The 24,201-nt window shown below is 61.2% G+C and carries 24 protein-coding genes; 15 read left to right on the forward strand and 9 right to left on the reverse strand.

All coding sequences use genetic code 11. The features are described from left to right. Nucleotides 1-190: 190 nt before the first annotated feature. Nucleotides 191-949, reverse strand: a complete 759-nt coding sequence (locus tag OC445_RS16790; RefSeq protein WP_054896878.1) for a Nif3-like dinuclear metal center hexameric protein — start codon at nt 947-949, stop codon at nt 191-193. A 101-nt stretch (nt 950-1,050) separates the two neighbouring features. Between OC445_RS16790 and algW the strand changes: the two genes are divergently transcribed. Further along, nucleotides 1,051-2,211 carry a Do family serine endopeptidase AlgW gene (algW, locus tag OC445_RS16795; RefSeq protein ID WP_003188388.1) on the forward strand — a complete coding sequence of 387 codons (1,161 nt, stop codon included), beginning with the start codon at nt 1,051-1,053 and terminating at the stop codon, nt 2,209-2,211. Between the two features lie 112 nt (nt 2,212-2,323). Continuing rightward, nucleotides 2,324-4,417, forward strand: a complete 2,094-nt coding sequence (locus OC445_RS16800; RefSeq protein WP_198791013.1) for a TonB-dependent siderophore receptor — start codon at nt 2,324-2,326, stop codon at nt 4,415-4,417. A 128-nt stretch (nt 4,418-4,545) separates the two neighbouring features. Here the strand turns inward: OC445_RS16800 and hemH are convergent, their stop codons facing one another. Both hemH and OC445_RS16810 read right to left on the reverse strand, forming a co-directional pair. Then, entirely contained in the window at nt 4,546-5,571 is a 1,026-nt protein-coding gene (gene hemH / locus OC445_RS16805; RefSeq protein ID WP_057977384.1) for a ferrochelatase, read from the reverse strand. A 14-nt stretch (nt 5,572-5,585) separates the two neighbouring features. After that, on the reverse strand, nt 5,586-6,485 hold the full coding sequence (locus tag OC445_RS16810) for a TIGR01777 family oxidoreductase (protein WP_072446999.1): 900 nt from the start codon (nt 6,483-6,485) through the stop codon (nt 5,586-5,588). 212 nt (nt 6,486-6,697) lie between these two features. Between OC445_RS16810 and OC445_RS16815 the strand changes: the two genes are divergently transcribed. The 12 genes from OC445_RS16815 (at nt 6,698) to OC445_RS16870 (ending at nt 16,687) form a co-directional block, all read left to right on the forward strand. Beyond that, on the forward strand, nt 6,698-7,684 hold the full coding sequence (locus OC445_RS16815) for an NAD(P)/FAD-dependent oxidoreductase (protein WP_014716849.1): 987 nt from the start codon (nt 6,698-6,700) through the stop codon (nt 7,682-7,684). After that, nucleotides 7,681-7,896: a TIGR02450 family Trp-rich protein gene (locus OC445_RS16820; protein WP_054896873.1), complete on the forward strand. Its 216-nt coding sequence runs from the start codon at nt 7,681-7,683 to the stop codon at nt 7,894-7,896. The genes OC445_RS16815 and OC445_RS16820 overlap by 4 nt, the downstream gene beginning before the upstream one ends. A gap of 112 nt (nt 7,897-8,008) precedes the next feature. After that, complete coding sequence (locus OC445_RS16825) at nt 8,009-8,968, forward strand: YbgA family protein (protein WP_054922531.1); 960 nt, start codon at nt 8,009-8,011, stop codon at nt 8,966-8,968. A gap of 3 nt (nt 8,969-8,971) precedes the next feature. Continuing rightward, a complete protein-coding gene (locus OC445_RS16830) occupies nt 8,972-9,901 on the forward strand; it encodes a MerR family transcriptional regulator (RefSeq protein ID WP_198791011.1) in 930 nt (309 codons plus the stop codon). Then, nucleotides 9,902-11,344 carry a deoxyribodipyrimidine photo-lyase gene (gene phrB / locus OC445_RS16835; RefSeq protein ID WP_198791010.1) on the forward strand — a complete coding sequence of 481 codons (1,443 nt, stop codon included), beginning with the start codon at nt 9,902-9,904 and terminating at the stop codon, nt 11,342-11,344. It abuts the gene before it with no gap. Further along, nucleotides 11,337-11,759 carry a nuclear transport factor 2 family protein gene (locus OC445_RS16840; RefSeq protein WP_054896870.1) on the forward strand — a complete coding sequence of 141 codons (423 nt, stop codon included), beginning with the start codon at nt 11,337-11,339 and terminating at the stop codon, nt 11,757-11,759. Before phrB ends, OC445_RS16840 begins: the two co-directional genes overlap by 8 nt. Then, nucleotides 11,756-12,538 carry an SDR family NAD(P)-dependent oxidoreductase gene (locus OC445_RS16845; protein ID WP_054896869.1) on the forward strand — a complete coding sequence of 261 codons (783 nt, stop codon included), beginning with the start codon at nt 11,756-11,758 and terminating at the stop codon, nt 12,536-12,538. Before OC445_RS16840 ends, OC445_RS16845 begins: the two co-directional genes overlap by 4 nt. Then, nucleotides 12,535-13,782: an NAD(P)/FAD-dependent oxidoreductase gene (locus tag OC445_RS16850; protein ID WP_054896868.1), complete on the forward strand. Its 1,248-nt coding sequence runs from the start codon at nt 12,535-12,537 to the stop codon at nt 13,780-13,782. Before OC445_RS16845 ends, OC445_RS16850 begins: the two co-directional genes overlap by 4 nt. After that, nucleotides 13,779-14,588, forward strand: coding sequence for a DUF1365 domain-containing protein (locus tag OC445_RS16855; protein WP_054896867.1), 810 nt, complete (start codon nt 13,779-13,781; stop codon nt 14,586-14,588). The genes OC445_RS16850 and OC445_RS16855 overlap by 4 nt, the downstream gene beginning before the upstream one ends. Then, a complete protein-coding gene (locus OC445_RS16860) occupies nt 14,575-15,846 on the forward strand; it encodes an SAM-dependent methyltransferase (RefSeq protein WP_054896866.1) in 1,272 nt (423 codons plus the stop codon). The genes OC445_RS16855 and OC445_RS16860 overlap by 14 nt, the downstream gene beginning before the upstream one ends. Further along, nucleotides 15,839-16,330, forward strand: a complete 492-nt coding sequence (locus OC445_RS16865; RefSeq protein WP_054896865.1) for a DUF2878 domain-containing protein — start codon at nt 15,839-15,841, stop codon at nt 16,328-16,330. Before OC445_RS16860 ends, OC445_RS16865 begins: the two co-directional genes overlap by 8 nt. Before the next feature lie 54 nt (nt 16,331-16,384). Next, nucleotides 16,385-16,687 (forward strand): YkgJ family cysteine cluster protein, encoded by a 303-nt coding sequence (locus OC445_RS16870; RefSeq protein ID WP_003188364.1) that lies wholly within the window; start codon nt 16,385-16,387, stop codon nt 16,685-16,687. Nucleotides 16,688-16,794: 107 nt separating this feature from the next. Here OC445_RS16870 and OC445_RS16875 read toward each other — a convergent pair whose 3' ends face one another. The 6 genes from OC445_RS16875 to hemA form a co-directional block, all read right to left on the reverse strand. Then, entirely contained in the window at nt 16,795-17,313 is a 519-nt protein-coding gene (locus OC445_RS16875; protein WP_014716838.1) for an acyloxyacyl hydrolase, read from the reverse strand. 111 nt (nt 17,314-17,424) lie between these two features. Next, nucleotides 17,425-18,219, reverse strand: coding sequence for a glutamate racemase (murI, locus tag OC445_RS16880; RefSeq protein WP_034128078.1), 795 nt, complete (start codon nt 18,217-18,219; stop codon nt 17,425-17,427). Next, nucleotides 18,212-18,967 (reverse strand): molybdopterin-synthase adenylyltransferase MoeB, encoded by a 756-nt coding sequence (locus tag OC445_RS16885; protein WP_034128079.1) that lies wholly within the window; start codon nt 18,965-18,967, stop codon nt 18,212-18,214. The genes murI and OC445_RS16885 overlap by 8 nt, the downstream gene beginning before the upstream one ends. Beyond that, complete coding sequence (gene prmC / locus OC445_RS16890; protein WP_034128080.1) at nt 18,961-19,791, reverse strand: peptide chain release factor N(5)-glutamine methyltransferase; 831 nt, start codon at nt 19,789-19,791, stop codon at nt 18,961-18,963. Before prmC ends, OC445_RS16885 begins: the two co-directional genes overlap by 7 nt. After that, nucleotides 19,792-20,874: a peptide chain release factor 1 gene (gene prfA, locus OC445_RS16895; protein WP_054896862.1), complete on the reverse strand. Its 1,083-nt coding sequence runs from the start codon at nt 20,872-20,874 to the stop codon at nt 19,792-19,794. Further along, nucleotides 20,871-22,160 carry a glutamyl-tRNA reductase gene (gene hemA, locus OC445_RS16900; RefSeq protein WP_003188356.1) on the reverse strand — a complete coding sequence of 430 codons (1,290 nt, stop codon included), beginning with the start codon at nt 22,158-22,160 and terminating at the stop codon, nt 20,871-20,873. Before hemA ends, prfA begins: the two co-directional genes overlap by 4 nt. Nucleotides 22,161-22,476: 316 nt before the next feature. Between hemA and OC445_RS16910 the strand changes: the two genes are divergently transcribed. Then, a complete protein-coding gene (locus OC445_RS16910; protein WP_198791009.1) occupies nt 22,477-24,201 on the forward strand; it encodes a tetratricopeptide repeat protein in 1,725 nt (574 codons plus the stop codon).

A 24,201-nucleotide genomic window follows, 5' to 3' on the forward strand; every position in this document is an offset into this window, starting at 1 on the left:
GCACAGCAACTTCTTCTATTTAGGGCGCCAGCTAGACCGAAACGATATATGAATATGCCGCCGAGTTTGGCGCTCAACTCGGTCAATGGGGGAGCTGGCTTGCCTGCGATACAGGCGCCCCGCTCATTCAGGCTGACCGAGGTGATGCCATCGCAGGCAAGCCAGCTCCCACAGTGTTCAATGCTGTGCTTTAGATCGGATTGGGGCAGTCTATGAACAGATGCTCCAGGGCAAAGCGCCGCGCCAGGTAGTCGCCCAAGGCCTGCACGCCGTAGCGTTCGGTGGCGTGATGGCCGGCGGCGATGAAGCTGATGTCGTTTTCCCGGGCGCTGTGGAAGGTCTGTTCAGACGCTTCACCGCTCAGGTACAAATCGACACCCGCGGCAATCGCCTGGTCGATGTAGCCCTGGCCGCCACCGGTACACCAGCCGACGCGGCGAATCATCTCGCTGCCTTCGATCAGCAGCGGTTCGCGGCCCATCACGTCCTGCACGCGACGGGCGAAGTCACGAGGTGACAAGGGCTCGGCCAGGGAGCCGACCAGCCCGACGATTTTTGGGTTGCCCGGGTCCAGCGGGCCTTCGACGGTGATGTCCAGGTGGCGAGCCAGTTGCACGTTGTTGCCGACATCGGCGTGCAGGTCCAGGGGCAAGTGGTAGGCCAGCAGGCTGATGTCATGCTTGAGCAGGGTTTTGAGACGGCGTTGCTTCATGCCGGTGATGCACGGGTTTTCGCCCTTCCAGAAGTAACCGTGGTGCACCAGCACCAGGTCGGCCTTGGCTTCGATGGCGGCGTCCAGCAGGGCTTGGCTGGCGGTCACGCCGCTGACGATGCGCATCACTTGGGGCCGGCCCTCGACCTGCAGGCCATTGGGGCAGTAATCGGCAATTTTGGCGCTGCCGAGGTAGCGGTCGGCTTCCTCGACGAGGGTAGTAAGGGGCACGGCCATAAAAGACTCCTAAATATCCCGTTCGCAGGCGTCACAGCCTCGTATAATGCGCGACATTATGGGCGCTCTCCCGCCCCCTGCAACCTGTCAGGACTTACTTGATGCTCAAGGCACTGCGTTTTTTTGGATGGCCATTGTTGGCTGGCGTGCTGATCGCGATGCTGATTATCCAGCGTTATCCCCAGTGGGTGGGCCTGCCCACACTGGATGTGAACCTGCAACAGGCGCCGCAGACCAACACAGTGGTGCAAGGGCCGGTGACCTATGCCGATGCCGTGGTCATCGCCGCTCCGGCGGTGGTCAACCTGTACACCACCAAGGTCATCAACAAGCCCGCGCATCCGTTGTTTGAAGACCCGCAATTTCGCCGCTACTTCGGTGACAACGGCCCCAAGCAGCGCCGCATGGAATCCAGCCTCGGCTCCGGCGTGATCATGAGCCCCGAGGGCTACATCCTCACCAACAACCACGTGACCACGGGCGCCGACCAGATCGTGGTGGCCCTGCGTGACGGCCGCGAAACCCTGGCCCGCGTGGTGGGCAGCGACCCGGAAACTGATCTTGCGGTACTCAAAATTGATCTGAAGAACCTGCCGGCCATCACCCTCGGCCGCTCCGACGGTTTGCGCGTGGGCGATGTAGCGCTGGCCATCGGCAACCCTTTCGGGGTGGGGCAAACGGTGACCATGGGCATCATCAGCGCCACCGGGCGTAACCAGTTGGGCCTTAACAGCTACGAAGATTTCATCCAGACCGACGCCGCGATCAACCCCGGCAACTCGGGCGGTGCGCTGGTGGACGCCAATGGCAACCTGACTGGCATCAACACCGCGATTTTTTCCAAGTCTGGCGGTTCACAGGGCATTGGTTTTGCCATCCCAGTGAAGCTGGCGATGGAAGTGATGAAGTCGATCATCGAGCACGGCCAAGTGATTCGCGGCTGGCTGGGCATTGAGGTACAGCCCTTGACCAAGGAACTGGCCGAGTCATTTGGCCTGACCGGGCGTCCAGGCATCGTGGTAGCGGGGATCTTCCGCGACGGCCCGGCGCAGAAAGCCGGCCTGCAACTGGGCGATGTGATCCTCAGCATCGACGGCGCGCCGGCGGGTGATGGCCGCAAGTCGATGAACCAGGTGGCGCGGATCAAGCCGACCGACAAGGTGGCGATCCTGGTGATGCGCAACGGCAAGGAGATCAAACTATCGGCGGAAATCGGCCTGCGCCCACCACCGGCGACCGCGCCAGTGAAAGAAGAGCAATAACCGTCGCGATCCTAGCGCCCGTTCGCGGGCGCTGGTAAGGCTACATTTCTTAGCGATTCATTCTCATTAGGCATGTTATATTGTTTCAATATTGCTATTGGAACGCTCTATCATGCCGTCTCGAAAGTTTGTGCCCTTGGCCGGCCTGGCCCTGGGTTTGCTGCTCGACCCTGCCTACGCCGAAGAAAACACCCTGGAACTGGACACCATCAGCGTCACTTCCGACGCCTATGAATCCGCCACCGGCCCGGTCGACGGCTACCGCGCCACCCGCTCTGCCAGTGCGACCAAGACCGACACGGCCTTGCGCGACATCCCGCAATCGATCAGCGTGATTCCTGCCACGGTACTCAAAGACCTGGGCAGTACCAGCGTGGAGCGCGCCCTGGAATTCGCTGGCGGCGTATCCAAGCAAAACAACTTCGGCGGCCTGACCCTCTACGAATACAGCGTGCGCGGCTTCACCACGTCCGAGTTCTACCAGGATGGTTTCAGCGCCAACCGTGGTTACCCCAGTACCCCGGACGCGGCGAATATCGAGCGCATTGAAGTGCTCAAGGGCCCCGCCGCCAGCCTGTATGGGCGTGGCGATCCCGGCGGCACGGTAAATATCGTCACCAAGAAACCCCAGCCCGAGGCCTTCACCACGCTGCAAACCAGCGCCGGCAGTTGGGACCGCTACCGCACGGCGCTGGATGTGAATACGCCGCTGGACAGCGAGGGGCGCGTGCTGACGCGAGTGAACCTGGCCGTTGAAGACAACCACAGCTTTCGCGATCACGTGGACGCCAAGCGTGTGTTTGTCGCGCCCTCCTTCAGTTGGCAACTGGACCCGGACACCACCCTGCTGGTGGAAAGTGAGTTCGTGCGCCACAGCTCCACCTTCGACCGAGGCATCGTCGCCAATACCGGCATGTCCCATTCCACCTTCCTCGGCGAGCCCAACGACGGCAATATCCGCAACCACAACAACCGCATTCAGGCGGCGTTGGAACACCACCTCAACGACGCCTGGAAACTGCGCCTGGCCAGCCATTACAAGCAAGGCAGCCTGTGGGGCGATGCTTCGGAAAGCCGAGCGTTGAACGCAGACGGCCACAGCGTCAATCGCCGCTACCGTGAACGCTCCACCGGTTGGCATGACAGCATCACCCAGCTGGAACTACGCGGGGTGTTCGATATCGGCAGTTGGCAACATGAACTGTTGATCGGTACCGAGTACGAGGATTACCGCAAGAAAGAGCGCGTGACGGCGATCGCAGGCGACTATCCCATCGACATCTACAAGCCGGTGTACGGCCAGCCCAAACCCAACGGCAAACGCTCCGGTACCGACTTCTTCGAGCAGACCAAAAGCCACGCACTGAACCTGCAAGACCAGATCATCTTCACAGACCGCCTGCGCGGCATGATCGGTGCGCGCTTCGAACACTTCGAACAAAGCACCGACGACTTCACCCGCAACCACGCCAAGGGCCGCCAAACCCACGACGCCTTCACTCAGCGCGCCGGCCTGCTCTACCAGCTCACGCCGGAAGTCGGCGTGTTTGCCAACGCCTCCACGTCGTTCAAGCCCAATAGTGGCCTGGATGCCGGTGGCAAGTCCTTCAAGCCTGAAGAAGGCGTGGGTTATGAGGTGGGGGTCAAGAGCGAGCTGTTTGATGACCGCCTCAGCGCTACCTTGGCGGCCTTTCATATCGAAAAGGAAAACGTGCTGACCCTGGACCCGGCGACCAACCTCAACCGCGCCATGGGCAAGGCCCGCAGCCAAGGGTTCGACCTGCAAGTAACCGGGCAAGTGACCGACGCAGTCCGCGTGACCGGCGCCTTGGCCTACATCGACGCTGAAGTGACCAAGGGCGACAAAACCATTCCTACGGGCAGCCGCATTCTGGGCGTGGCCAAGCGCAGTGGCAGCGTGTTGGGCGTGTATGAATTCCAGGACGGCGCATTGCGTGGCTCAGACCTGGGCGCAGCGTTCACCTATGTAGGTGACCGGTCAGGCGAAGCCGGCACAGGCTTCGAACTGCCCGCCTACCACACCGTGGATTTGCTGGCCCATTACAAGGCCACGCAGAACGTGACGGTGGGGCTGAACCTCAACAACCTGTTCAATGAAAGGTACTACGAGCGATCCTACAGCAACTATTGGGTCAACCCGGGTGAGCCGCGCAACTTCACGGTTAGCTTGACCCTCAACCTCTGACAAACATAGAACTAAATGTGGGAGGGGGCTTGCCCCCGATTGCAGTGTGTCAGTCAGCATATCTGTCACTGACCCACCGCTATCGGGGGCAAGCCCCCTCCCACATTTTGATCTTAATCCGGTCCGGGTTACAGCGTCGTCGGCGCCCGTTCGCACAGGGTATTAAGCGCTGCCGCCCACTGCGGCTCGTCATTCAGGCAAGGCACCAACACCAACTCCTCGCCCCCCGCTTCACGAAATTGCTCGCGACCGCGATCGCCAATTTCCTCCAACGTCTCAATACAATCGGCGACGAACGCCGGGCACATCACCAGCAGCTTCTTCACGCCTTGCTGGGCCAATGCCTCAAGGCGCGCCTCGGTGTAGGGTTCGATCCATTTGGCCCGGCCCAGGCGGGACTGGAACGCCACCGACCATTTGCCCTCCGGCAAACCCAGCCGCTCGGCCACATCCCGCGCCACGCTGAAGCACTGCGCGCGGTAACAGGTGGCAAGCACTTCAGGGGATGCGTTCTTGCAGCAGTCGGCATCCTTGAAGCAGTGCTGGCCCGTGGGGTCGAGCTTGGTCAGATGACGCTCAGGCAAGCCATGGAAACTGAGCAGCAAGTGATCGTAATCCTGCTCCACATAAGAGCGCACACTCGCCGCCAGCGCATCGAGGTACTCAGGCTGATCATAGAACGGTTGCAGGATCGAAAACTGCACATTCAGTTGCTTGTCGCGCACCACTCGCTTGGCTTCCTCTATCACCGTGGTGACGGTGCTGTCGGCAAACTGCGGGTACAACGGCGCCAGTGTGATTTTTTGAATACCCTGGGCGGCCAGGCGTGTCAGGACCGTTTCCAGGGACGGCTCGCCATAACGCATCGCCAGTTCCACCGGGCCCTGGGTCCACTGCGCGGTCATCTGCTGCTGCAGGCGGCGGCTCAGCACCACCAACGGCGAACCCTCATCCCACCAGATCGACGCATAGGCATGGGCCGATTGCTCGGGGCGCTTGATCAGGATCAGCGATACCAGCAAGCGCCGCACCGGCCACGGCAAGTCGATCACATAAGGGTCCATCAGGAACTGATTGAGGTAGCTGCGCACATCGGCCACTGAAGTGGACTTTGGCGAACCCAGGTTGACCAGTAACAACGCGTGATCGGTCATGCAACATCCTATCTTTAGAGGCGGCTGGACAAGTCGTCCAGAGCCGCACGCAACTCAGTGAACTGGAAAGTGAAACCTGCGGCCTGCAGCCGTTCAGGCAAAGCCTTTTGCCCGCCCAGCAACAAGCCGGACAACTCACCCAGGCCAACCTTCAACGCAAATGCCGGCATCGGCATGAACGCCGGGCGGTGCAGCACCTGGCCCAAGGTCTTGGCAAATTCGCGGTTGCGCACCGGGTGTGGCGCGCAGGCATTATAAGGACCGTTGGCGTCTTGCTTGTGCAGAAGAAAATCAATCAGGGCGATTTGATCCTTGATATGCACCCAGGGCATCCACTGCCGTCCATTGCCAATCGGCCCGCCCAGCGCCAGTTTGAACGGCAGCAGCAGGCGCGACAAAAAGCCGCCCTCGGCAGACAGCACCAACCCCGTACGCACCAGCACCACGCGAATGCCCAAGGCTTCGGCACGCTGGGCGGTTTCCTCCCAGGCGATACACAACTGGCTGGGGAAGTCATCCAGCACCGGGCCGCTGGCTTCGGTCAGTTCGCGCTCGCCGCCGTCGCCGTACCAACCCACCGCAGAACCGGAGATCAGCACCGCCGGTTTTTGCTCCAGGCTTTCCATCCAGGCCAGCAAGGTTTCGGTGAGGTGAATGCGACTGTTCCACAACAATGCCTTGCGCTTGTGGGTCCAAGGCCGGTCGGCGATAGGCGCGCCTGCCAGGTTGACCACCGCGTCCACCGTGCCAATCACCTCTTGTAGGCGAGCCACTCCGAGCACCTGCGCACCGCACACCTGGGCGACCGTTTCCGGTTGCCGGCTCCACACCGTCAGGCGATGGCCTTGCGCGAGCCAGTGCTTGCAGAGTTGGCGACCGATCAAGCCGGTACCGCCGGTCAGCAAAATATGCATGGGACTCTCCTCATGTAACGTTCGCCGCCGCTCACTGGTCTATTTTATAAGCAGGGATCAATTTGATAATTGAGCGTGACGGGGGTTCAAGCCTTAGCTTAACCATAGGTCACGCCACACAATCAGGCACGCCAAAACTTATACCAAAAAACAATATTGTACAGCTATTGGTGTCGGCGTAGTCTGTACCCAACGGTAAAACGAGGCCTCCCATGACTGTTCCCATCGCGATCATTGGTACCGGCATCGCCGGTCTCTCCGCCGCCCGAGCGTTACAAGACGCCGGGCACGCAGTACAACTCTTCGATAAAAGCCGCGGCAGCGGTGGCCGCATGTCCAGCAAGCGCAGCGACGCCGGCGCGCTGGACATGGGCGCGCAATATTTCACCGCCCGCGACCGGCGCTTCGTCAACGAAGTGCAGCGCTGGCAAAGCAACGGCTGGGCCGAGCAGTGGAAGCCCCAGCTGTATAACTTCAAGTCCGGGCAATTGACGCCCTCCCCCGATGAGCAGATCCGCTGGGTGGGCACGCCGCGCATGAGCGCCATCACTCGCGCCCTGCTCGACGACTTGCCGGTGGAGTTCGGTTGCCGCATCACCGAAGTCTTCCAGGGCACGCAGCACTGGAACCTGCTCGACGCGGACGGCGGCAATCACGGCCCTTTCAGTCACGTGATCATTGCCACGCCGGCGCCCCAAGCCACCGCCCTGCTGGCCGCCGCGCCCAAGCTGGCGAGCGCCGCCGCCGGGGTAAAAATGGACCCGACCTGGGCCATCGCCCTGGCGTTCGACAAGCCCCTGGATACGCCGATGGAGGGCTGCTTCGTGCAAGACAGCCCCCTCGACTGGCTGGCGCGCAACCGCAGCAAGCCCGGGCGCGATACCACCCTCGACACCTGGGTGCTGCACGCCACCAGCGCCTGGAGCAAGGCCCACCTGGACCTGCCCAAGGAAGCGGTGATCGAACACCTGCACGGCGCCTTTGCCGAATTGCTGCACAGCGCCATGCCTGCGCCGTCGTTCAGCCTGGCGCACCGTTGGCTCTACGCGCGCCCATCGAGCAGCCATGAATTCGGCGTGCTGGCCGACGCCGACCTGGGCCTGTTCGTCTGTGGTGACTGGTGCCTCTCCGGCCGGGTGGAAGGTGCCTGGTTGAGTGGCCAGGAAGCGGCGCGACGCTTGATCGAGCACTTGCAATGAACCGCATCAACCCCGCCAAACTGCTGCTGTCAAAATGGACGGCAGCTCATCCCCGCCACAAGGAAAAACACTTCCTGGTCACCGAATTGTTCCGTGACGACGAGGGCACGGTGCTGGACATCGAACTGCAGGCCATCCTTACTCGGCGCGCCGAACGCCTGCCCTGGCAGACCCTGAAAAACGCTGAGGACTGGACAATCGGCTGGAAATAAAGCGGCGGCACAACCCTGTACAAAATATTTGACTTGTACAACATCGAGCCTATGATGAGATTTAGTTGTACAAGATTTGTAGCTTGTACAGGATTCTTGCAGAGGTTTGCTTATGTCCAGCCGTGTAAAACCGAAGATCGCCATCAGCGCCTGCCTTCTGGGTGAGAACGTGCGCTTCAATGGCGGTCATAAACAGTCCCTGCTATGCAGCCAGACCCTCAGTGACTATTTCGATTTCGTCCCGTTGTGCCCTGAAGTTGCCATCGGCCTGGGCATTCCTCGGCAAGCGATCCGCCTGGTCGGGGACCCCAACCACCCGCAGGCCGTGGGCAGCGTAAACCCTGCGCTCAATGTCACTCAGCCACTGGACGATTACGGCCAGCAAATGGCCCGGGAACATACCGACCTGTGCGGCTACATCTTCATGCAAAAGTCACCGTCCTGCGGCCTGGAGCGGGTCAAGGTGTACCGCGACAACGGCACGCCCGTCGACGGTGGCGGGCGCGGCATTTACGCCCAGGCGTTTTGTGCTCGACACCCCAACCTGCCGGTGGAGGAAGACGGTCGCCTGAACGACCCGGTGCTGCGGGAAAACTTCCTCACCCGCGTATTCGTGTACGCCAGTTGGCAGCAACTGTTGGCCGACGGCCTTACCCGTCACCGCTTGCTGACGTTTCACTCGCGCTACAAGTACCTGCTGATGGCCCACAGCCCGGCGCATTACAAAAGCCTGGGCCACTTGCTCGGCAGCATGGGCAAGGGCATTGACCTGCAAGCTTTGGCCGACGGCTATTTCAGCGAACTGATGGCGGGCCTGAAAAAATGCGCGACTCGCGGTACCCATACCAATGTGCTGCAACACATCAGTGGCTATCTCAAGCAAGCCATCAGTGCCGATGACAAACAGGAAATGCAGACCGTCATCGGCCAATACCGCCACGGCATCGTGCCACTGGTGGTGCCGCTGACCCTGCTCAAACACCACTTTCGCCAACATCCGGACCGCTACATCGCGCAGCAGGCCTACCTGCAACCGCACCCGGAAAACCTCAGCCTGCGTAATGCGATCTAACCCATGAAACCTGCCCTGCTCGACGAACCCGGCGAAGACCTCGCCCTGGCCCTGGAAAACGGCTGGCTGCCGATCCGCGAGGTGGCGCGCCAGACCGGCGTGAATGCGGTGACGCTGCGCGCGTGGGAGCGCCGCTACGGCCTCATCGTGCCCCAGCGCACGCCCAAAGGGCATCGGTTGTTCAGCGCCGAACATGTGCAACGCATCCAGGCCATCCTCACCTGGCTCAATCGCGGCGTGCCGGTCAGCCAGGTCAAAGGGCTGATCGACTCCGCCCAAGGTAGCCCGGAGCCGATGGAAAACGAGTGGCAGAGCCTGCGCCAGCATTTGGTGAGTGCCATCAGTGAACTGGCCGAGCGCCGGGTCGATGACGCCTTCAACCAGGCCATGGCGCTTTACCCGCCACGCACCTTGTGCGAGCAATTGATGCTACCGCTGCTCAACGAGCTGGAACAACGCTGGCAGGGCCAGTTCGGCGCGCAGATGGAGCGGGTGTTCTTCCTGTCCTGGCTGCGCAGCAAGTTTGGCGCACGGATCTATCACAACAATCGTCAACTCCACGGCGCGCCCCTGTTGCTGGTCAATCATTCCGACCTGCCCCTGGAACCGCACCTGTGGCTCAGCGCCTGGCTGGCCAGCAGTGCCGATTGCCCGGTGGAAGTATTCGATTGGCCACTGCCGGTCGGCGAACTGGCCCTGGCGGTGGAACACCTGCAACCACGTGCGGTGCTGCTGTATTCGAGCAAGGCGTTGCAAGTGTCGGCACTCAGCAAACTGCTGGGCGGCATCCATTGCCCAACGGTGATTGCCGGACCAACGGTGTGCATCCACCACGCCGAGTTGGGCGTATTAACCCAGGACATCCCTGAGTTGTCCGTGGCCGAGGACCTGTTGTCGGCCCATCAATTATTGATCCAGCGTGGAATTGTCTAAATGCATCTGATCTGGCTGCGCACCGACTTGCGCCTGCACGACAACACTGCCCTGGCGGCCGCGTGCCAGCGCGGCCCCGTCGCGGCTGTTTACCTGATCACGCCCGAGCAATGGCAGGCGCATGATGACGCGCCGTGCAAAGTCGATTTCTGGCTGCGCAACTTGCAGCACCTGAGCCAGGCACTGGGCAACCTCAACATTCCGCTGTTAATCCGCCACGCCGCGACCTGGGACCAGGCGCCGACGGTACTGAGCCAACTGTGCCGCGAGCTGTCGGTGGAGTCGGTACACGTCAACGAGGAATATGGCGTTCACGAGAGCCGCCGCGACCGCGCCGTGGCCCAGGCCCTGGAAGCTGACGGCGTGACCTTCCACAGCTACCTGGACCAACTGTTTTTCCAGCCGGGTAGTGTGCTGACCAAGACCGGCACCTACTTCCAGGTGTTCAGCCAGTTCCGCAAGGTCTGCTACAGCCGCCTGCACAGCGCCCTGCCCCGCGTGGTGCCGACGCCAAAGGCCCAGGCCAAGCCTGGCGTGAAAAGCGACCCTGTGCCGACGGCAGTCGAAGGGTTCCAGACACCCAGCGAAAACTTGCGTGCGCTCTGGCCCGCTGGCGAAGACGAGGCGCGCCGTCGCCTCGATGCCTTCGTTGATCAGCAGATCAGCTATTACAAGGACGAACGCGACTTCCCGGCCAAGCCCGGCACCAGTCAGCTTTCTGCCTACCTGGCCGCCGGAGTGGTTTCGCCGCGCCAGTGCTTGCACGCCGCGCTGCAAGCCAACCAGGGCGAGTTCGAAAGCGGCGACATCGGCGCCATCACCTGGATCAACGAGCTGCTGTGGCGCGAGTTCTACAAGCACATCCTGGTCGGCTACCCACGGGTTTCCCGCCACCGCGCGTTTCGCCCGGAAACCGAAGCGCTGGCTTGGCGCAAGGCGCCCGAAGACCTGGCCGCCTGGCAACAGGCGCGCACCGGCTTGCCGATCATCGACGCGGCCATGCGCCAATTGCTGGAAACCGGCTGGATGCACAACCGCCTGCGCATGGTGGTGGCGATGTTCCTGACGAAGAACCTGCTGATCGACTGGCGCGAGGGCGAGCGCTTCTTTATGCGCCACCTGATCGACGGTGATCTGGCGGCCAACAACGGCGGCTGGCAATGGAGTTCGTCCACGGGCACCGACTCGGCGCCGTATTTCCGGATATTCAGCCCGCTGAGCCAATCGGAAAAATTCGACGGTGACGGCGTATTCATCAAACGCTGGCTCCCGGAACTGGCCGCGCTGAATAAAAAACAAGTGCACAACCCCGAAGCGGCTGGGGGCCTGTTCGGCGTGGCGGATTACCCGCGTGCCATCGTCGATTTGAAACAGTCTCGCGAGCGCGCCTTGGCCGCATTTCGCCGGCTGCCTTCGCGTCAGGAGATGGCCGAACATGAGTGACTTCCTGCACCAGTTTGCCCACACCTTCGCCACGCTGGACAAGCACAACCTGCACCTGCTCGGCCGCCTGTACAGCGAGGACACCGCCTTTGCCGACCCCCTGCATGAAGTCCAGGGCCTGCCAGCGTTGCGGCGTTACTTTGCCGACTTGTACAGCAACGTCAGCGAGCTGCATTTTGACTTCCACGGCTTCGATACCGTGGCCGAAGGCGAGGGCTACCTGCGCTGGACTATGCGTTTTCGTCACCCACGCTTGGCCAGCGGCCAGGTGATCGAGGTGCCAGGCTGTTCTCATTTGATGTGGCACGACAAGGTTTACCGCCATCGCGACTATTTCGATGCCGGCGCCCTGCTCTATGAACATGTCCCCCTACTGGGTCGCGTTATTCGTTGGCTGAAAAGGAGAATGGGATGAGCCTTACACCGCCCCGTCGTTATTGGCTGACCGGCGCCAGCAGTGGTATCGGTGCGTCGCTGGCCGTGGAGTTGCTCGAGAGCGGCGCCCAAGTGGCCCTGAGTTCCCGCACCCAAGGCCCGCTGGATGCCCTCGCCCTTCGATATCCAGGCCAGGTTCTGGTGGTGGCCGGCGACCTGACCAACAGCCAGACCGTGCGCGAGATCGGCGAGCGTATCAGCGAGGTCTGGGGTTCGCTGGACACGGTGATCCTCAACGCCGGCACTTGTGAATACGTCGACGCCCGGCAATTTGACGCCTCGATCATCGAGCACGTGGTGCGTACCAATCTGCTGGCCAGCAGTTATTGCATCGAGGCCGCGCTGCCACTGTTGCGCGCAGGGCGCACCCCGCACCTGGTGGGCGTGGCCAGTGCCGTGACCTACCTGCCCATGCCCCGCGCCGAAGCCTACGGCGCGTCCAAGGCCGGCCTGCGTTACTTGTTCGAATCCCTGCGTATCGGCCTATCGCCGGAAAACATCGATGTCACTGTGATCAGCCCAGGCTTCGTCGACACGCCGCTGACCGAGCGCAATGATTTCCCGATGCCCCTGAGCTGGCCGGCCGACAAAGCCGCGAAACACATTTTCGCCAAGCTGGAAAAACGCCCGCTGGAAATCGCCTTTCCGGCCCTGTTCATTGCCACCTTGTGGCCGCTGTCGAAGCTGCCCAACCGCGCGCAACTGATCATCGGCAAACGCATGCTGCGCAGCCCGCCACCGAAGAAGGACGACCTGTGAAGATCGCCATTATCGGCAGCGGCATCGCCGGGCTGACCAGCGCCTACCTGCTCAGCCGTCGCCACGACATTACGCTGTTCGAGGCCAATGACTGCATTGGCGGGCATACACACACGGCCAACGTGACGGTCGACGGCAAAAACTATGCGGTGGACACGGGCTTCATTGTGTTCAACGACTGGACCTACCCGAACTTCATCCGTCTGCTGGAGCAGATCGGGGTCAGGTTCAAACCCACCGAGATGAGTTTTTCGGTGTGCGACCAAAGCACAGGCTTCGAGTACAACGGCAACAACCTCAACAGCCTGTTTGCCCAGCGCCGCAATATTCTGTCGCCGGGATTCTGGGGCATGTTGCGCGATATCCTGCGCTTCAATCGCCAGGCGCCCCTGGACTTGCAAGAACAGCGCATCAGCGCCGACATGACCCTGGGCGATTACCTCACCGCTGGCGGCTATGGCCCCAGGTTTATCCGGCATTACATCGTGCCGATGGGCGCTGCCATCTGGTCGATGTCCCTGGCCGATATGCTCAAGTTTCCGCTGCAGTTTTTTGTGCGCTTCTTCAAGAATCACGGCTTGCTCTCGGTGAGCAACCGCCCGCAATGGTGTGTGATCGAGGGCGGCTCCAGCTGTTATATCGAGCCGCTGACCCGCAGCTTTCGCGAACAGATACGGCTCAACTGCCCTGTGCATAAGGTGCAACGCAACGACGAGGGTGTGGTTATCCACAGCCCGGCCGGCAGCGAAACCTTCGACCGCGTGGTATTCGCCTGCCACAGCGATCAGGCCCTGGCCTTGCTCGATGACCCCAGCCAGGCCGAACAGCAGATCCTCGGCGCCCTGCCCTACGCCGAAAACGACGTGGTGCTGCACACCGACACACGCCTGCTGCCCGACCGCAAACTGGCCTGGGCCAGCTGGAACTATCGGCTGACGGGCAACGTGCAACAACAGGCCGCCGTCACCTATGACATGAACATCCTGCAAGGCATCGACAGCGCCACTACCTTTTGCGTCAGCCTCAACCAGACGCCGATGATCAACCCACTGAAGATCCTGGCGCGCTACACCTACGCCCATCCGCAATACAGCCTGGCCGCAGTCGCCGCACAGGCACGCTGGGAAGAATTGAACGGCGTGCGCAATACCTTTTACTGCGGGGCCTACTGGGCCAACGGCTTTCACGAAGACGGCGTGGTCAGCGCTCTGCGCGTGGCCCAGGCGTTTGGGGAAACCCTGTGAACAGCGCCCTCTACAGCGGCTGGATCGCCCATCGCCGGTTTACGCCCAAGGCCCACGCCTTTCGCTACCGCATCGGCCTGTTGTATCTGGACCTCAGTGAAGAGGATGAAGTACTGGGGCTCTCGCCGCTGGCCGGCACGGGTCGCCTGGCGCCTTTCGGTTTCCGCCAGCAGGATTACCTGCGTGAATTCACGCGCCACGGCATGAGCCTGAGCGATGCCGTGCGCCAGGAAGTCGGCAAGGCCCTGGGGCAAACACCCCAGGGCGCTATCTGCCTGCTGACCCAGGCCCGCAGTTGGGGCCTGGCTTTTAACCCGGTGAGTTTCTTCTACTGCTTCGAGGCTGACGGGCAACTGGCCGCGATCCTGTGTGAAGTGACCAACACCCCATGGCGCGAGCGCTATCACTACGTGCTGCCCGCCCAGGCACTGGGCGCCGATGAGCACCAGCATTTCGCCGTGGCCAAGGCCTTCCATGTGTCGCCGTTTTTGCCTCGCGAGCTGGAATACCGCATGAGTTTCAGCCCACCCGCCGCCAGGCTCGGCGTGCACATGGCCGATTGGCAAGGCACGCAAAAAGTCTTCGACGCCACCTTGAGCCTGGAAAAACAGGCACTGAACCGCGCCAGCCTGCATCGCTATTTGTGGCGCTTTCCCTGGATGACCGCCAAGACCGGCCTTGCGATCTACTGGCAAGCCTTGCGCCTGCTGCTCAAACGCACACCGATTTTTTCCCACCAGGCCGCCGATGGCGCCTCTCGCACCGCAGTCGGGTATACCAAGGATCGCCACCATGAAATCCCCTAGCTTATCGGTCAAGGCTAACCGCCTGAACGTCAACGGCATGACCGCTGCGCTATTGCGCAAAGGCGTGTTGCGCCAGCTCAGCCAATTGCGCCACGGCCAGTTGGTGATCATCGAGGATGGCGAGCGGCAAGTCTTCGGCGCGCGGGAAGCGCACCTGCTGGGCGAGATCCAGATTCTCGACGCGGCGGTATGGGGGCTGGTGGCGGCCAATGGCTCGATCGGCGCCGGCGAAGCGTTTATCCATGGTTATTGGACCAGCCCCGACCTCACCGCCGTGGTGCGGGTGATGGTCAGCAACCTGGAGGTGCTCGACGCCATGGAGGGTGGCTTGGCTCGCCTGGCCCGGCCGTTCACTCAGGGACTGCACTGGCTCAACCGCAACACACGCAAAGGCTCGCAAAAAAACATCGCCGCCCATTACGACCTGGGCAACGACCTGTTCGAAGAATTTCTCGACCCCACCATGATGTACTCGGCGGCGCAGTTCCTGACCCCCGATGACACCCTGGAACAGGCACAACTGAACAAATTAGCGCGCATCTGCCAGAAACTGGCGCTCAAGCCCAGCGACCATCTGCTGGAAATCGGTACCGGCTGGGGCAGCATGGCGCTGTATGCGGCGCAGCATTACGGCTGTCGGGTCACCACCACGACCCTGTCCAAGGAGCAGTTCGCCTACACCGCGCAGCGTATCCAGGCGGCGGGCCTGCAAGATCGTGTGACCGTGCTGCTGAGCGATTACCGCGACCTCACCGGTGAGTACGACAAGCTGGTGTCGATCGAAATGATTGAAGCGGTGGGCCATCGTTTCCTGCCCACCTATTTCAAACAATGCGCCCAGTTGCTCAAGCCCGACGGCCTGATGCTGCTGCAAGCCATCACTATTCGTGAACAACGCTTTGAGCAGGCCAAACGCAGCGTCGACTTTATCCAGCGCTACATCTTCCCTGGTGGCGCGCTGCCCTGTGTACAAAACATGCTGCAGATCGTCAGCCGTGACACCGACATGAACCTGCTGCACATGGAAGACTTCGGCCTGCACTACGCCCGCACCCTGCGCCTGTGGCATGAAAACTTTCGCCGCGCCCATGGCCGTCTTGCCGAACTCGGTTATGACGAATACTTCCTGCGCCTGTGGGAGTTTTACCTGTGCTACTGCGAAGGTGGCTTTATGGAGCGCACCATCGGCACCGCGCAGTTGCTGCTGGCCAAACCGGCGGCCATCAATCCGCCGCTGCTCGGGCGTTTCAGTGCTTAAATCCCTGGCCAACGCCGTGCTGTTTCAGTGCGGCTGGTTTGCCTGCGTACTCGGCGGCGATAGCCGTTGGTTGCTGATCGGCGTCGCGGTACTGGGCGCACACTTGCTGTGGATAAGTTCTTGGGCAAGAGAGGGGCAAGTGATTCTGGCCGTGACGGTGCTGGGAACACTGGTCGATACGGCACTGCGTGGGCTCGGCGTGTTTGAGTTCAATACGCCGGGGCCACTGATTCCGCTGTGGCTGATACTGTTATGGGCCTTGCTGGCCACCACCTTGCGCCATTGCCTGGCCTGGAGCGCACGGCCCTGGTGGCTCGCCAGCCTGCTAGGCGCGGTGGGCGGGCCGTTGTCTTATTACGCCGGCAGTCAATTGGCAGGCGTGAGTTTTGCGTACGGCACCGCCCCAACACTGATCGGCCTGGCGCTGTTATGGGCCATGCTCTTTCCGCTGTTACACGGGGTTGCGCAGAGGCTGGAACACTGACGCCCGTCCGAGCATTCATACGCATCTGACGCACTTGCCTTACACTGCGCGCCTATGACCAACATCCCTCACATTCAAATCACCGAACCCGTCACGTGCTCGACGTGCGCGGCTTGTTGCTGCCAGCTGGAAGTCATGCTGATCACCGACACCGGCGTACCACAACGCTTTATCGATACCGACGATTGGGGGGGCGAGGTGATGCTGCGCCTGGACGACGGCTGGTGCGCAGCGCTGGACCGCGACACGATGATGTGCACGATCTATGAGCTTCGGCCGTTGATTTGCCGGGAGTTCGAGATGGGGGCGCCGGAATGCCTTGAAGAGCGTGAAGGCATTACCACGGCCTACCGCTGATTCTGTAGGAGCGAGCTTGCTCGCGAAAACCTGAGAACGCCGCGTTAAACCTGATTCGCTGCGTTATCGTTGAGGTTCTTCGCGAGCAAGCTCGCTCCTACAGTGCATTACAGCGGCATGGTGTAGTGCAGCGAGTAACTCTCTACACCATCGTTATTGCTGCTAATGCCGGCGTTGGAATAATGCGTGGCACGAATGCCCACTTCATGCCCGCCGTTGAACCGCAGGCCGAAACCCAGGCGGTCTTCGAACTGGAAGGACTGGCCGATGTTGTTGTCTTCCAGCCGAGTGCGAGAGAACAACGCCACGCCGATACCGGCTTCGATGTAGGGTTTGACCGACTCGCCGGCAAACTCATACACAAACACCGGCGAGAACGACAGGCTGCTGGCGCCCGCACGATCATCCCCTTCCCAATAGGTATAGGCGCCGCTCCAGTAGCCGGTCAGTCGGCCGACATTGCTCTGCATCCAGCTCTTGTCCCAATCGGAGGTCAGGCCTAGGCGGTAGGTCAGCGTCGAATCGCTGGTGCTCCCCAAGCCGAACTCCAGGCCGGCGGCCTGGGCTGAAACAGAGTGTCCCAACATAGCGGCCGCAATCGCAGCCAAACAGAACAAGCGCTTCATGTGAAACATCCTTTGCAAACGGAATAATTGGGTTGTGTACAGGCTAACGGGCTATAGAAGCCGACGCATAGCCAGAAGTTCAGCTTTTTTCAGGCTGATTTCACGAAATTTTCACGAGCCAAAGCTTCGCACAACTCCAGGATGTTTCCAAAGTGTCGGTAGGATATTTCTTAGGTGACACAGATCGCCGCTGGTCCAGAACTGTGCAGGTTCAGGTTCGCCAATGGCCAGCAGGTCGCGCTCACCCAGCAAGCGCTTGAGCTGGCGCGCTACGGCGGCGCCGGTATCAATGAGGATGATGCTGGGGGGCAGCATCTGCGCCAGGAGTGGCTTGAGGAAGGGATAATGAGTGCAACCCAGGATGATGGTGTCGCAACCGGCGCTAAGCAGCGGCTCAATATAGCCTTGCAGCAGGGAGTGCAAGGCGGGGCTGTTGAGGTCGCCGGCTTCAATCAGCTCCACCAGGCCCGGGCACGGCTGGGTAATCACCCGCACATCGGTGGCAAAACGGTCGAGCAAGGCGGCGAACTTGGCGCTTTGCAGTGTGCCCGTAGTGGCGAGCACACCCACCACACCACTGCGCGTGGCCGCGGCAGCAGGTTTGACCGCAGGCTCCATGCCTACCAGCGGCCAGTCGGGGTAGTCCTGGCGCAAATCGGCCACCGCGGCGACCGTCGCCGTGTTGCAGGCAATCACAAAGGCCTTGGCGCCCCGCTCGCGGAAAAACTCAGCGACCGAGCGAGAACGTTCAAGAATGAACGCCGGCGTTTTCTCACCATAGGGAATGTGCCCGCAGTCCGCCACGTACAGCAGTGACTCGTGGGGCAACAACTGCTGGATTTCTTCCAGCACCGTCAGGCCGCCGATACCGGAATCGAACACACCAACAGGCGCGCCCTTAACCATGCTTTGCCCCGCAGACGCTGCAGCCTGGGTCACGCTTGACGCGCAACTCGCGAAAACGCGTGGTCAGCGCATCGATCAACAACAGGCGCCCTACCAACGACTCACCAAAACCGGCCAGCAGCTTCAAGGCTTCCAGCGCTTGCAGGCTGCCAACCACACCGACCAACGGCCCGACAACGCCGGCTTCGCTGCAGGTCAGTTCAGTGTCGCTGCCGTGCCCATACAAACAGTGGTAGCAGGGACTGTCAGCGCGGCGGGGGTCGAATACCGACAATTGCCCCTCAAGGCGAATGGCCGCGCCACTGACCAACGGTTTGCCGGCGGCAACGCAGGCTACGTTGACCGCCTCGCGGGTAGAGAAGTTATCGCTGCAATCGAGCACCAGATCCACTGCGTTGACCGCAGCAGCCAGCGAGTCGGCATCCAGCGCAGCACGATGGGCGACCAGGGCGACTTCAGGGTTGATCGCTCTCAGGCGCCCCATGGCCGAATCGACCTTGGTCTGCCCCACGCTGTTAGTGTCATGGATGATCTGGCGTTGCAGGTTGGTCAAATCGACCGTATCGAAATCCGCCAGGTGCAATTCGCCCACCCCAGCAGCGGCCAGGTAAAGCGCCACCGGAGCGCCCAGGCCACCCAGGCCGACGATCAACGCGCGGCTCTGTTTCAGGCGTAATTGACCATCAATGTCGACATGCTGCAACAGAATCTGCCGGCTATAGCGCAACAGCTCCTGGTCGGTCAGCACGGGCGGCGCCCCAAGGTGATGCGTTCGTGACCGCCGAGGTCGATGCGACTGTGTACGCCGTCAAAGCCTTGGTTGAGTAACAAATCGCGCACGACCTGGGCCTGATCGTAACCGTGTTCGAGCAACAGCCAGCCGCCGTCGTTCAGGTGAGCAGGAGACTTTGCAATGATGAGGCGCAAATCGTCCAGGCCATCGTGCCCCGCCACCAGCGCACTGGCCGGTTCGAAGCGCACATCGCCGGCCACCAGGTGCGGGTCATTGTCGGCAATGTAGGGCGGGTTGCTGATGATCAGGTCGAAGCGCTGGCCTTGCAGGGCGCTGAACCAGTGGCTGTTGAGCACCGTGGCGTTAGTGAGGTGCAGGCGTTGACGATTGCGCTCGGCCAGGGCCACGGCCTCCAGCACACGGTCGACCGCCGTGACCTGCCAGGCCGGACGTTCGCTGGCCAAGGCCAAGGCGATGGCGCCGCTACCGGTGCCCAGGTCCAGGACCTGGGCGGGCGTGGCGGGCAGCAATTCCAGGGCAGCTTCCACCAGCAACTCAGTTTCCGGGCGGGGGATCAAAGTGTGCGGTGCTACTTCCAGGTCGAGTTTCCAGAAGCCTTGCTGGCCGAGGATATAGGCCACCGGCTCGCCGCTGCGGCGGCGCTGCAGGTAGCCGGAAAAGGTCAGCGCGTCTTCGCTGCTGACGATCTTTTCCGGCCAGGTATGCAGATAGCTGCGTGATTTGCCCAGGGCAGCGGCCAGCAGCAACTCCACGTCCAGGCGCGCCGTCGGCGAGTCGGGCAGGTCAGCGGCGCGCAGCAGGCTGGCGATGATGGTCATTTAGTCACCTATCGCCGCCAGTTGGTCGGCCTGGTATTCGGCGAGCAACGGCTCGATCACCGCATCCACGCCCCCGGCGAGAATTTCGTCGAGAGAATACAGGGTGAGGTTGACCCGATGGTCCGTGACCCGGCCCTGGGCAAAGTTGTAGGTACGGATACGCTCGGAGCGGTCGCCGGAGCCCACCAGCAGCTTACGTTCGCTGGCAATTGCGTTGGCCGCGGCGCTGGTCTGCTGGTCGTTCAACTTGGCCGACAACCAGGACATGGCCCGCGCACGGTTCTTGTGCTGGGAACGTTCTTCCTGGCACTCCACCACAATGCCCGACGGCAAGTGTGTGATACGGATCGCCGAGTCGGTCTTGTTAACGTGCTGGCCACCCGCGCCGGATGAGCGGTAAGTGTCGACACGCAAATCCGCCGGGTTGATCTCGATGGCTTCCTGTTCGTCCGGCTCAGGCAACACGGCGACGGTGCACGCCGAGGTGTGGATGCGGCCCTGGGATTCCGTCGCAGGCACCCGCTGTACGCGGTGCGCACCGGATTCGAACTTCAGCTTGCCGTAGACATTGTCACCTTCAACCCGGGCGATGACTTCTTTATAACCGCCGTGCTCGCCCTCGTTCTCGGAGAGGATCTCCACGCGCCAGCCGCGACGCTCGGCATAGCGCGAATACATGCGGAACAGGTCACCGGAAAAAATCGCCGCCTCGTCGCCACCGGTACCAGCGCGGATTTCGAGGAAAACGTTGCGTCCGTCGTTAGGGTCCTTGGGCAGCAACATGCGTTGCAGGTCACCCTCAAGCTCAGCGAGTTTTTCCTTGGCTTCGCGGACTTCTTCCACGGCCATTTCGCGCATGTCCGGGTCGCTGTCCTTGAGCAGGGCCTGGGCGCCTTCGAGGTCGGCCTGGACTTTCAGCAGGTGTTTATAAGTGGCCACAATGGGCTCAACTTCGGCGTATTCCTTGGAATAAGCACGGAATTTGGTTTGATCGGAAATGACCTCGCCATCGCCGAGCAAGGCGGTCAGTTCTTCGAAACGGTCCTGGAGCACGTCCAGTTTATTGAGCAGTGACGCTTTCATTGCGGTTTTTTATCCGAAGAGCTGTCTGACGCGCCCTCACCGAGGGCAAAGAGTTCCTGGGCCATGGCCAGCGCATCGAGGCGGCCTTCGGCGGTAAGCTTTTTCAACTGGACACTAGGCGCGTGGAGCAGTTTGTTGGTCAGGCCACGGGCCAATTGCATCAGCACTTCCTCGGCGCCGCTGCCGTTGGCCAGCATGCGTTGGGCCTTGAGCAACTCTTCATCACGCAGGCGTTCACCCTGCTGACGATACGCCTTGAGCACATCCACTGCCGCCAGCTCACGCAGGCGCACCATGAAATCTTCGGCGCCGGTGCTGACCATTTCCTCGGCGGCCTGGGCGGCACCCTGACGACTCTTGAGGTTTTCAGCGACCACTTCATGCAGATCGTCGACGCTATAAAGGTAAACGTCGTCCAACTCGCCGACTTCGGGCTCGATATCCCGTGGAACGGCGATATCTACCATGAAGATCGGCTTGTGCTTGCGCAGCTTCAACGCGCTCTCGACCGCGCCCTTGCCCAGAATCGGCAATTGGCTGGCGGTGGAACTGATGACGATATCACTGCGCACCAGTTCAGCGGGAATGTCCGACAGCAGCACCGCATGGGCACCGAACTGCTCGGCCAGAATGCTGGCGCGCTCCAGGGTGCGGTTGGCGACCACGATGCGCTTCACGCCAAGATCGTGCAGGTGACGGGCCACCAGGGTGATGGTTTCACCAGCGCCGATCAGCAGGGCCTGGCTGCGCTGCAAGTCGCTGAAAATCTGCTTGGCCAGGCTCACTGCGGCAAAGGCCACGGACACCGGGTTTTCGCCGATGGCCGTATCGGTACGCACTTGCTTGGCGGAATTAAAGGTGGCCTGGAACAGGCGGCCCAGCAATGGGCCGACGGTGCCGGCCTCACGCGCCACGGCGTAGGCAGACTTCATCTGGCCGAGAATCTGCGGTTCACCCAACACCAGCGAGTCGAGACCGGCCGCCACGCGCATCATGTGACGAACTGCCGCATCCTCTTCATGCACATAAGCGCTGGCACGCAGGTCATCGAGGCTCAAATGGTGATAATCGGCCAGCCAGCGCAGCACCACATCCGCCGAGAGATGTTCCTGCTCTATATAGAGCTCGCTGCGATTGCAGGTCGAAAGGATCGCAGCTTCGCGGCTGTCGGTAAGTCGGCAGAGCTGCTGCAAGGCCTCAACCAACTGCTCTGGCGTAAACGCCACGCGCTCGCGCACGTCTACGGAGGCAGTCTTGTGGTTAATACCGAGTGCGAGGAAGGCCATTCAATATCGCTGATGATGTCGGGAAGCCGACAATTGTCCTACTTCGAAAGATTCAGAACAACCACCGTCGTCTATTGTCCCTATACCTTATGCCTATCAATGCACTTTTGCAGGAGCGAGCTTGCTCGCGAAAATCGTCAACGATAACGCGGCAAGCCGGGCGCCCAGCGGCGCTCTCAGGTTTTTCGCCAGCAAGCTCGCTCCTACAAAGGAAAGGCAAAAGGCAGCAATAGTCGTATTCCGAGTGCCCCGGTTATGTTTGGCCGAAGGCTTGTGTCATGATGATCCGACCGCAGGTTAGTCGTCCTCTTCCTATATGAATAGATCTTCCGCGTTGCTCCTCGCTTTTGTCTTCCTCAGCGGCTGCCAGGCCATGGCACCCGTGTCGCCGGACGCTACGTCGCCGGTGGAAGACAACACTCCCGCCCCTGAAAAACCCAAGGTTTATTCCTCGTTCAGTGAAGAAACGATCTACAGCCTGCTGACCGCTGAACTGGCCGGCCAGCGCAATCGCTTTGATATTGCACTGGATAATTACGTGACCCAGGCCATCAACACCCAAGACCCCGGGATTTCCGAGCGAGCGTTTCGCATCGCCGAATACCTGGGCGCCGACCAGGCAGCGCTGGACACCTCGCTGATCTGGGCCAAAAATGCCCCGGATGATCTGGAAGCCCAGCGCGCCGCAGCCGTGCAACTGGCGCGTGCCGGGCGCTATGACGACTCCATGGTTTATATGGAGAAGGTCCTGCAGGGCAAAGGCGACACACATTTTGACTTTCTTGCGCTGTCGGCCGCCGACACCGACCAGGACACGCGCAACGGCCTGATGAAGAGTTTCGATCGCCTGCTGCAAAAGCACCCGAAGAACAGCCAGTTGATTTTCGGCAAGGCCCTGCTGCTGCAACAGGACGATGAAGCCGACGCCGCGCTCAAGCTGCTGGAGCAGAACCCGCCGGAAGAAGGTGAAATCGCGCCCATCCTGTTGCGTGCACGCCTGCTGCAAAGCCTTAACCGCGGCAAGGAAGCGATTCCGCTGCTGGAAAAAAGCATCAAGAAATACCCCGGCGACAAGCGCCTGCTCCTGACCTATGCACGTATGCTGGTTGAGCAGGACCGTATGGAAGACGCCAAAGTGCAGTTCGCCAACCTGGTCCAGCAATACCCGGACGACGACGAACTGCGTTATTCCCTGGCATTGGTGTGCCTGGAAGCCAAAGCCTGGGACGAGGCCAAGGGCTACCTGCAAGAGCTGATCGAACGTGACAGCCACGTGGACTCGGCGCACCTGAACCTGGGCCGCATCGCTGAAGAGCGCAACGACCCGCAGGCGGCCCTGCTTGAATACGCCCAGGTCGGCCCCGGCAATGATTATCTGCCAGCGCAATTGCGCCAGGCCGATATCCTGATGAGCAACGGCCGCACCGACGAAGCGGAAAAACGCCTGGCCGCGGCCCGCGATGCCGAGCCGGATTACGCCATCCAGCTGTACCTGATCCAGGCCGAGACCTTATCGGCCAACAAACAGGGCGAACGCGCCTGGAAACTGTTGCAACAGGCGTTGCTGCAATACCCCGACGATTTGAACCTGCTGTACACCCGCGCCATGCAGGCAGAAAAACGCAATGACCTGGCGCAGTTGGAAAAAGACCTGCGGCTGATCATCAAGCGCGACCCGGACAACGCCATGGCACTTAACGCCCTGGGCTACACCTTGTCCGACCGCACCACGCGCTACGCCGAAGCCAAGGCGCTGATTGAACAAGCCCATGCGCTCAACCCGGAAGACCCTGCCGTGCTCGACAGTCTGGGCTGGGTGAATTACCGCCTGGGCAACCTCGACGAGGCCGAGCGCTTGCTGCGCCAGGCCCTGGAGCGTTTCCCGGACCAGGAAGTTGCCGCACACTTGGGCGAAGTGCTCTGGGCCAATGGCAAGCAGCGCGAAGCCCGACAAATCTGGGAAAAATTCCTCAAGGAACAACCCGACAGCCCCATCCTGCGCAGCACCATCAAGCGCCTGACCGGATCCGAGACCCTTTAA

It is taken from the genome of Pseudomonas sp. Pse35 (genome assembly GCF_024519715.1).
GTDB classification, from domain to species: domain Bacteria; phylum Pseudomonadota; class Gammaproteobacteria; order Pseudomonadales; family Pseudomonadaceae; genus Aquipseudomonas; species Aquipseudomonas paracarnis.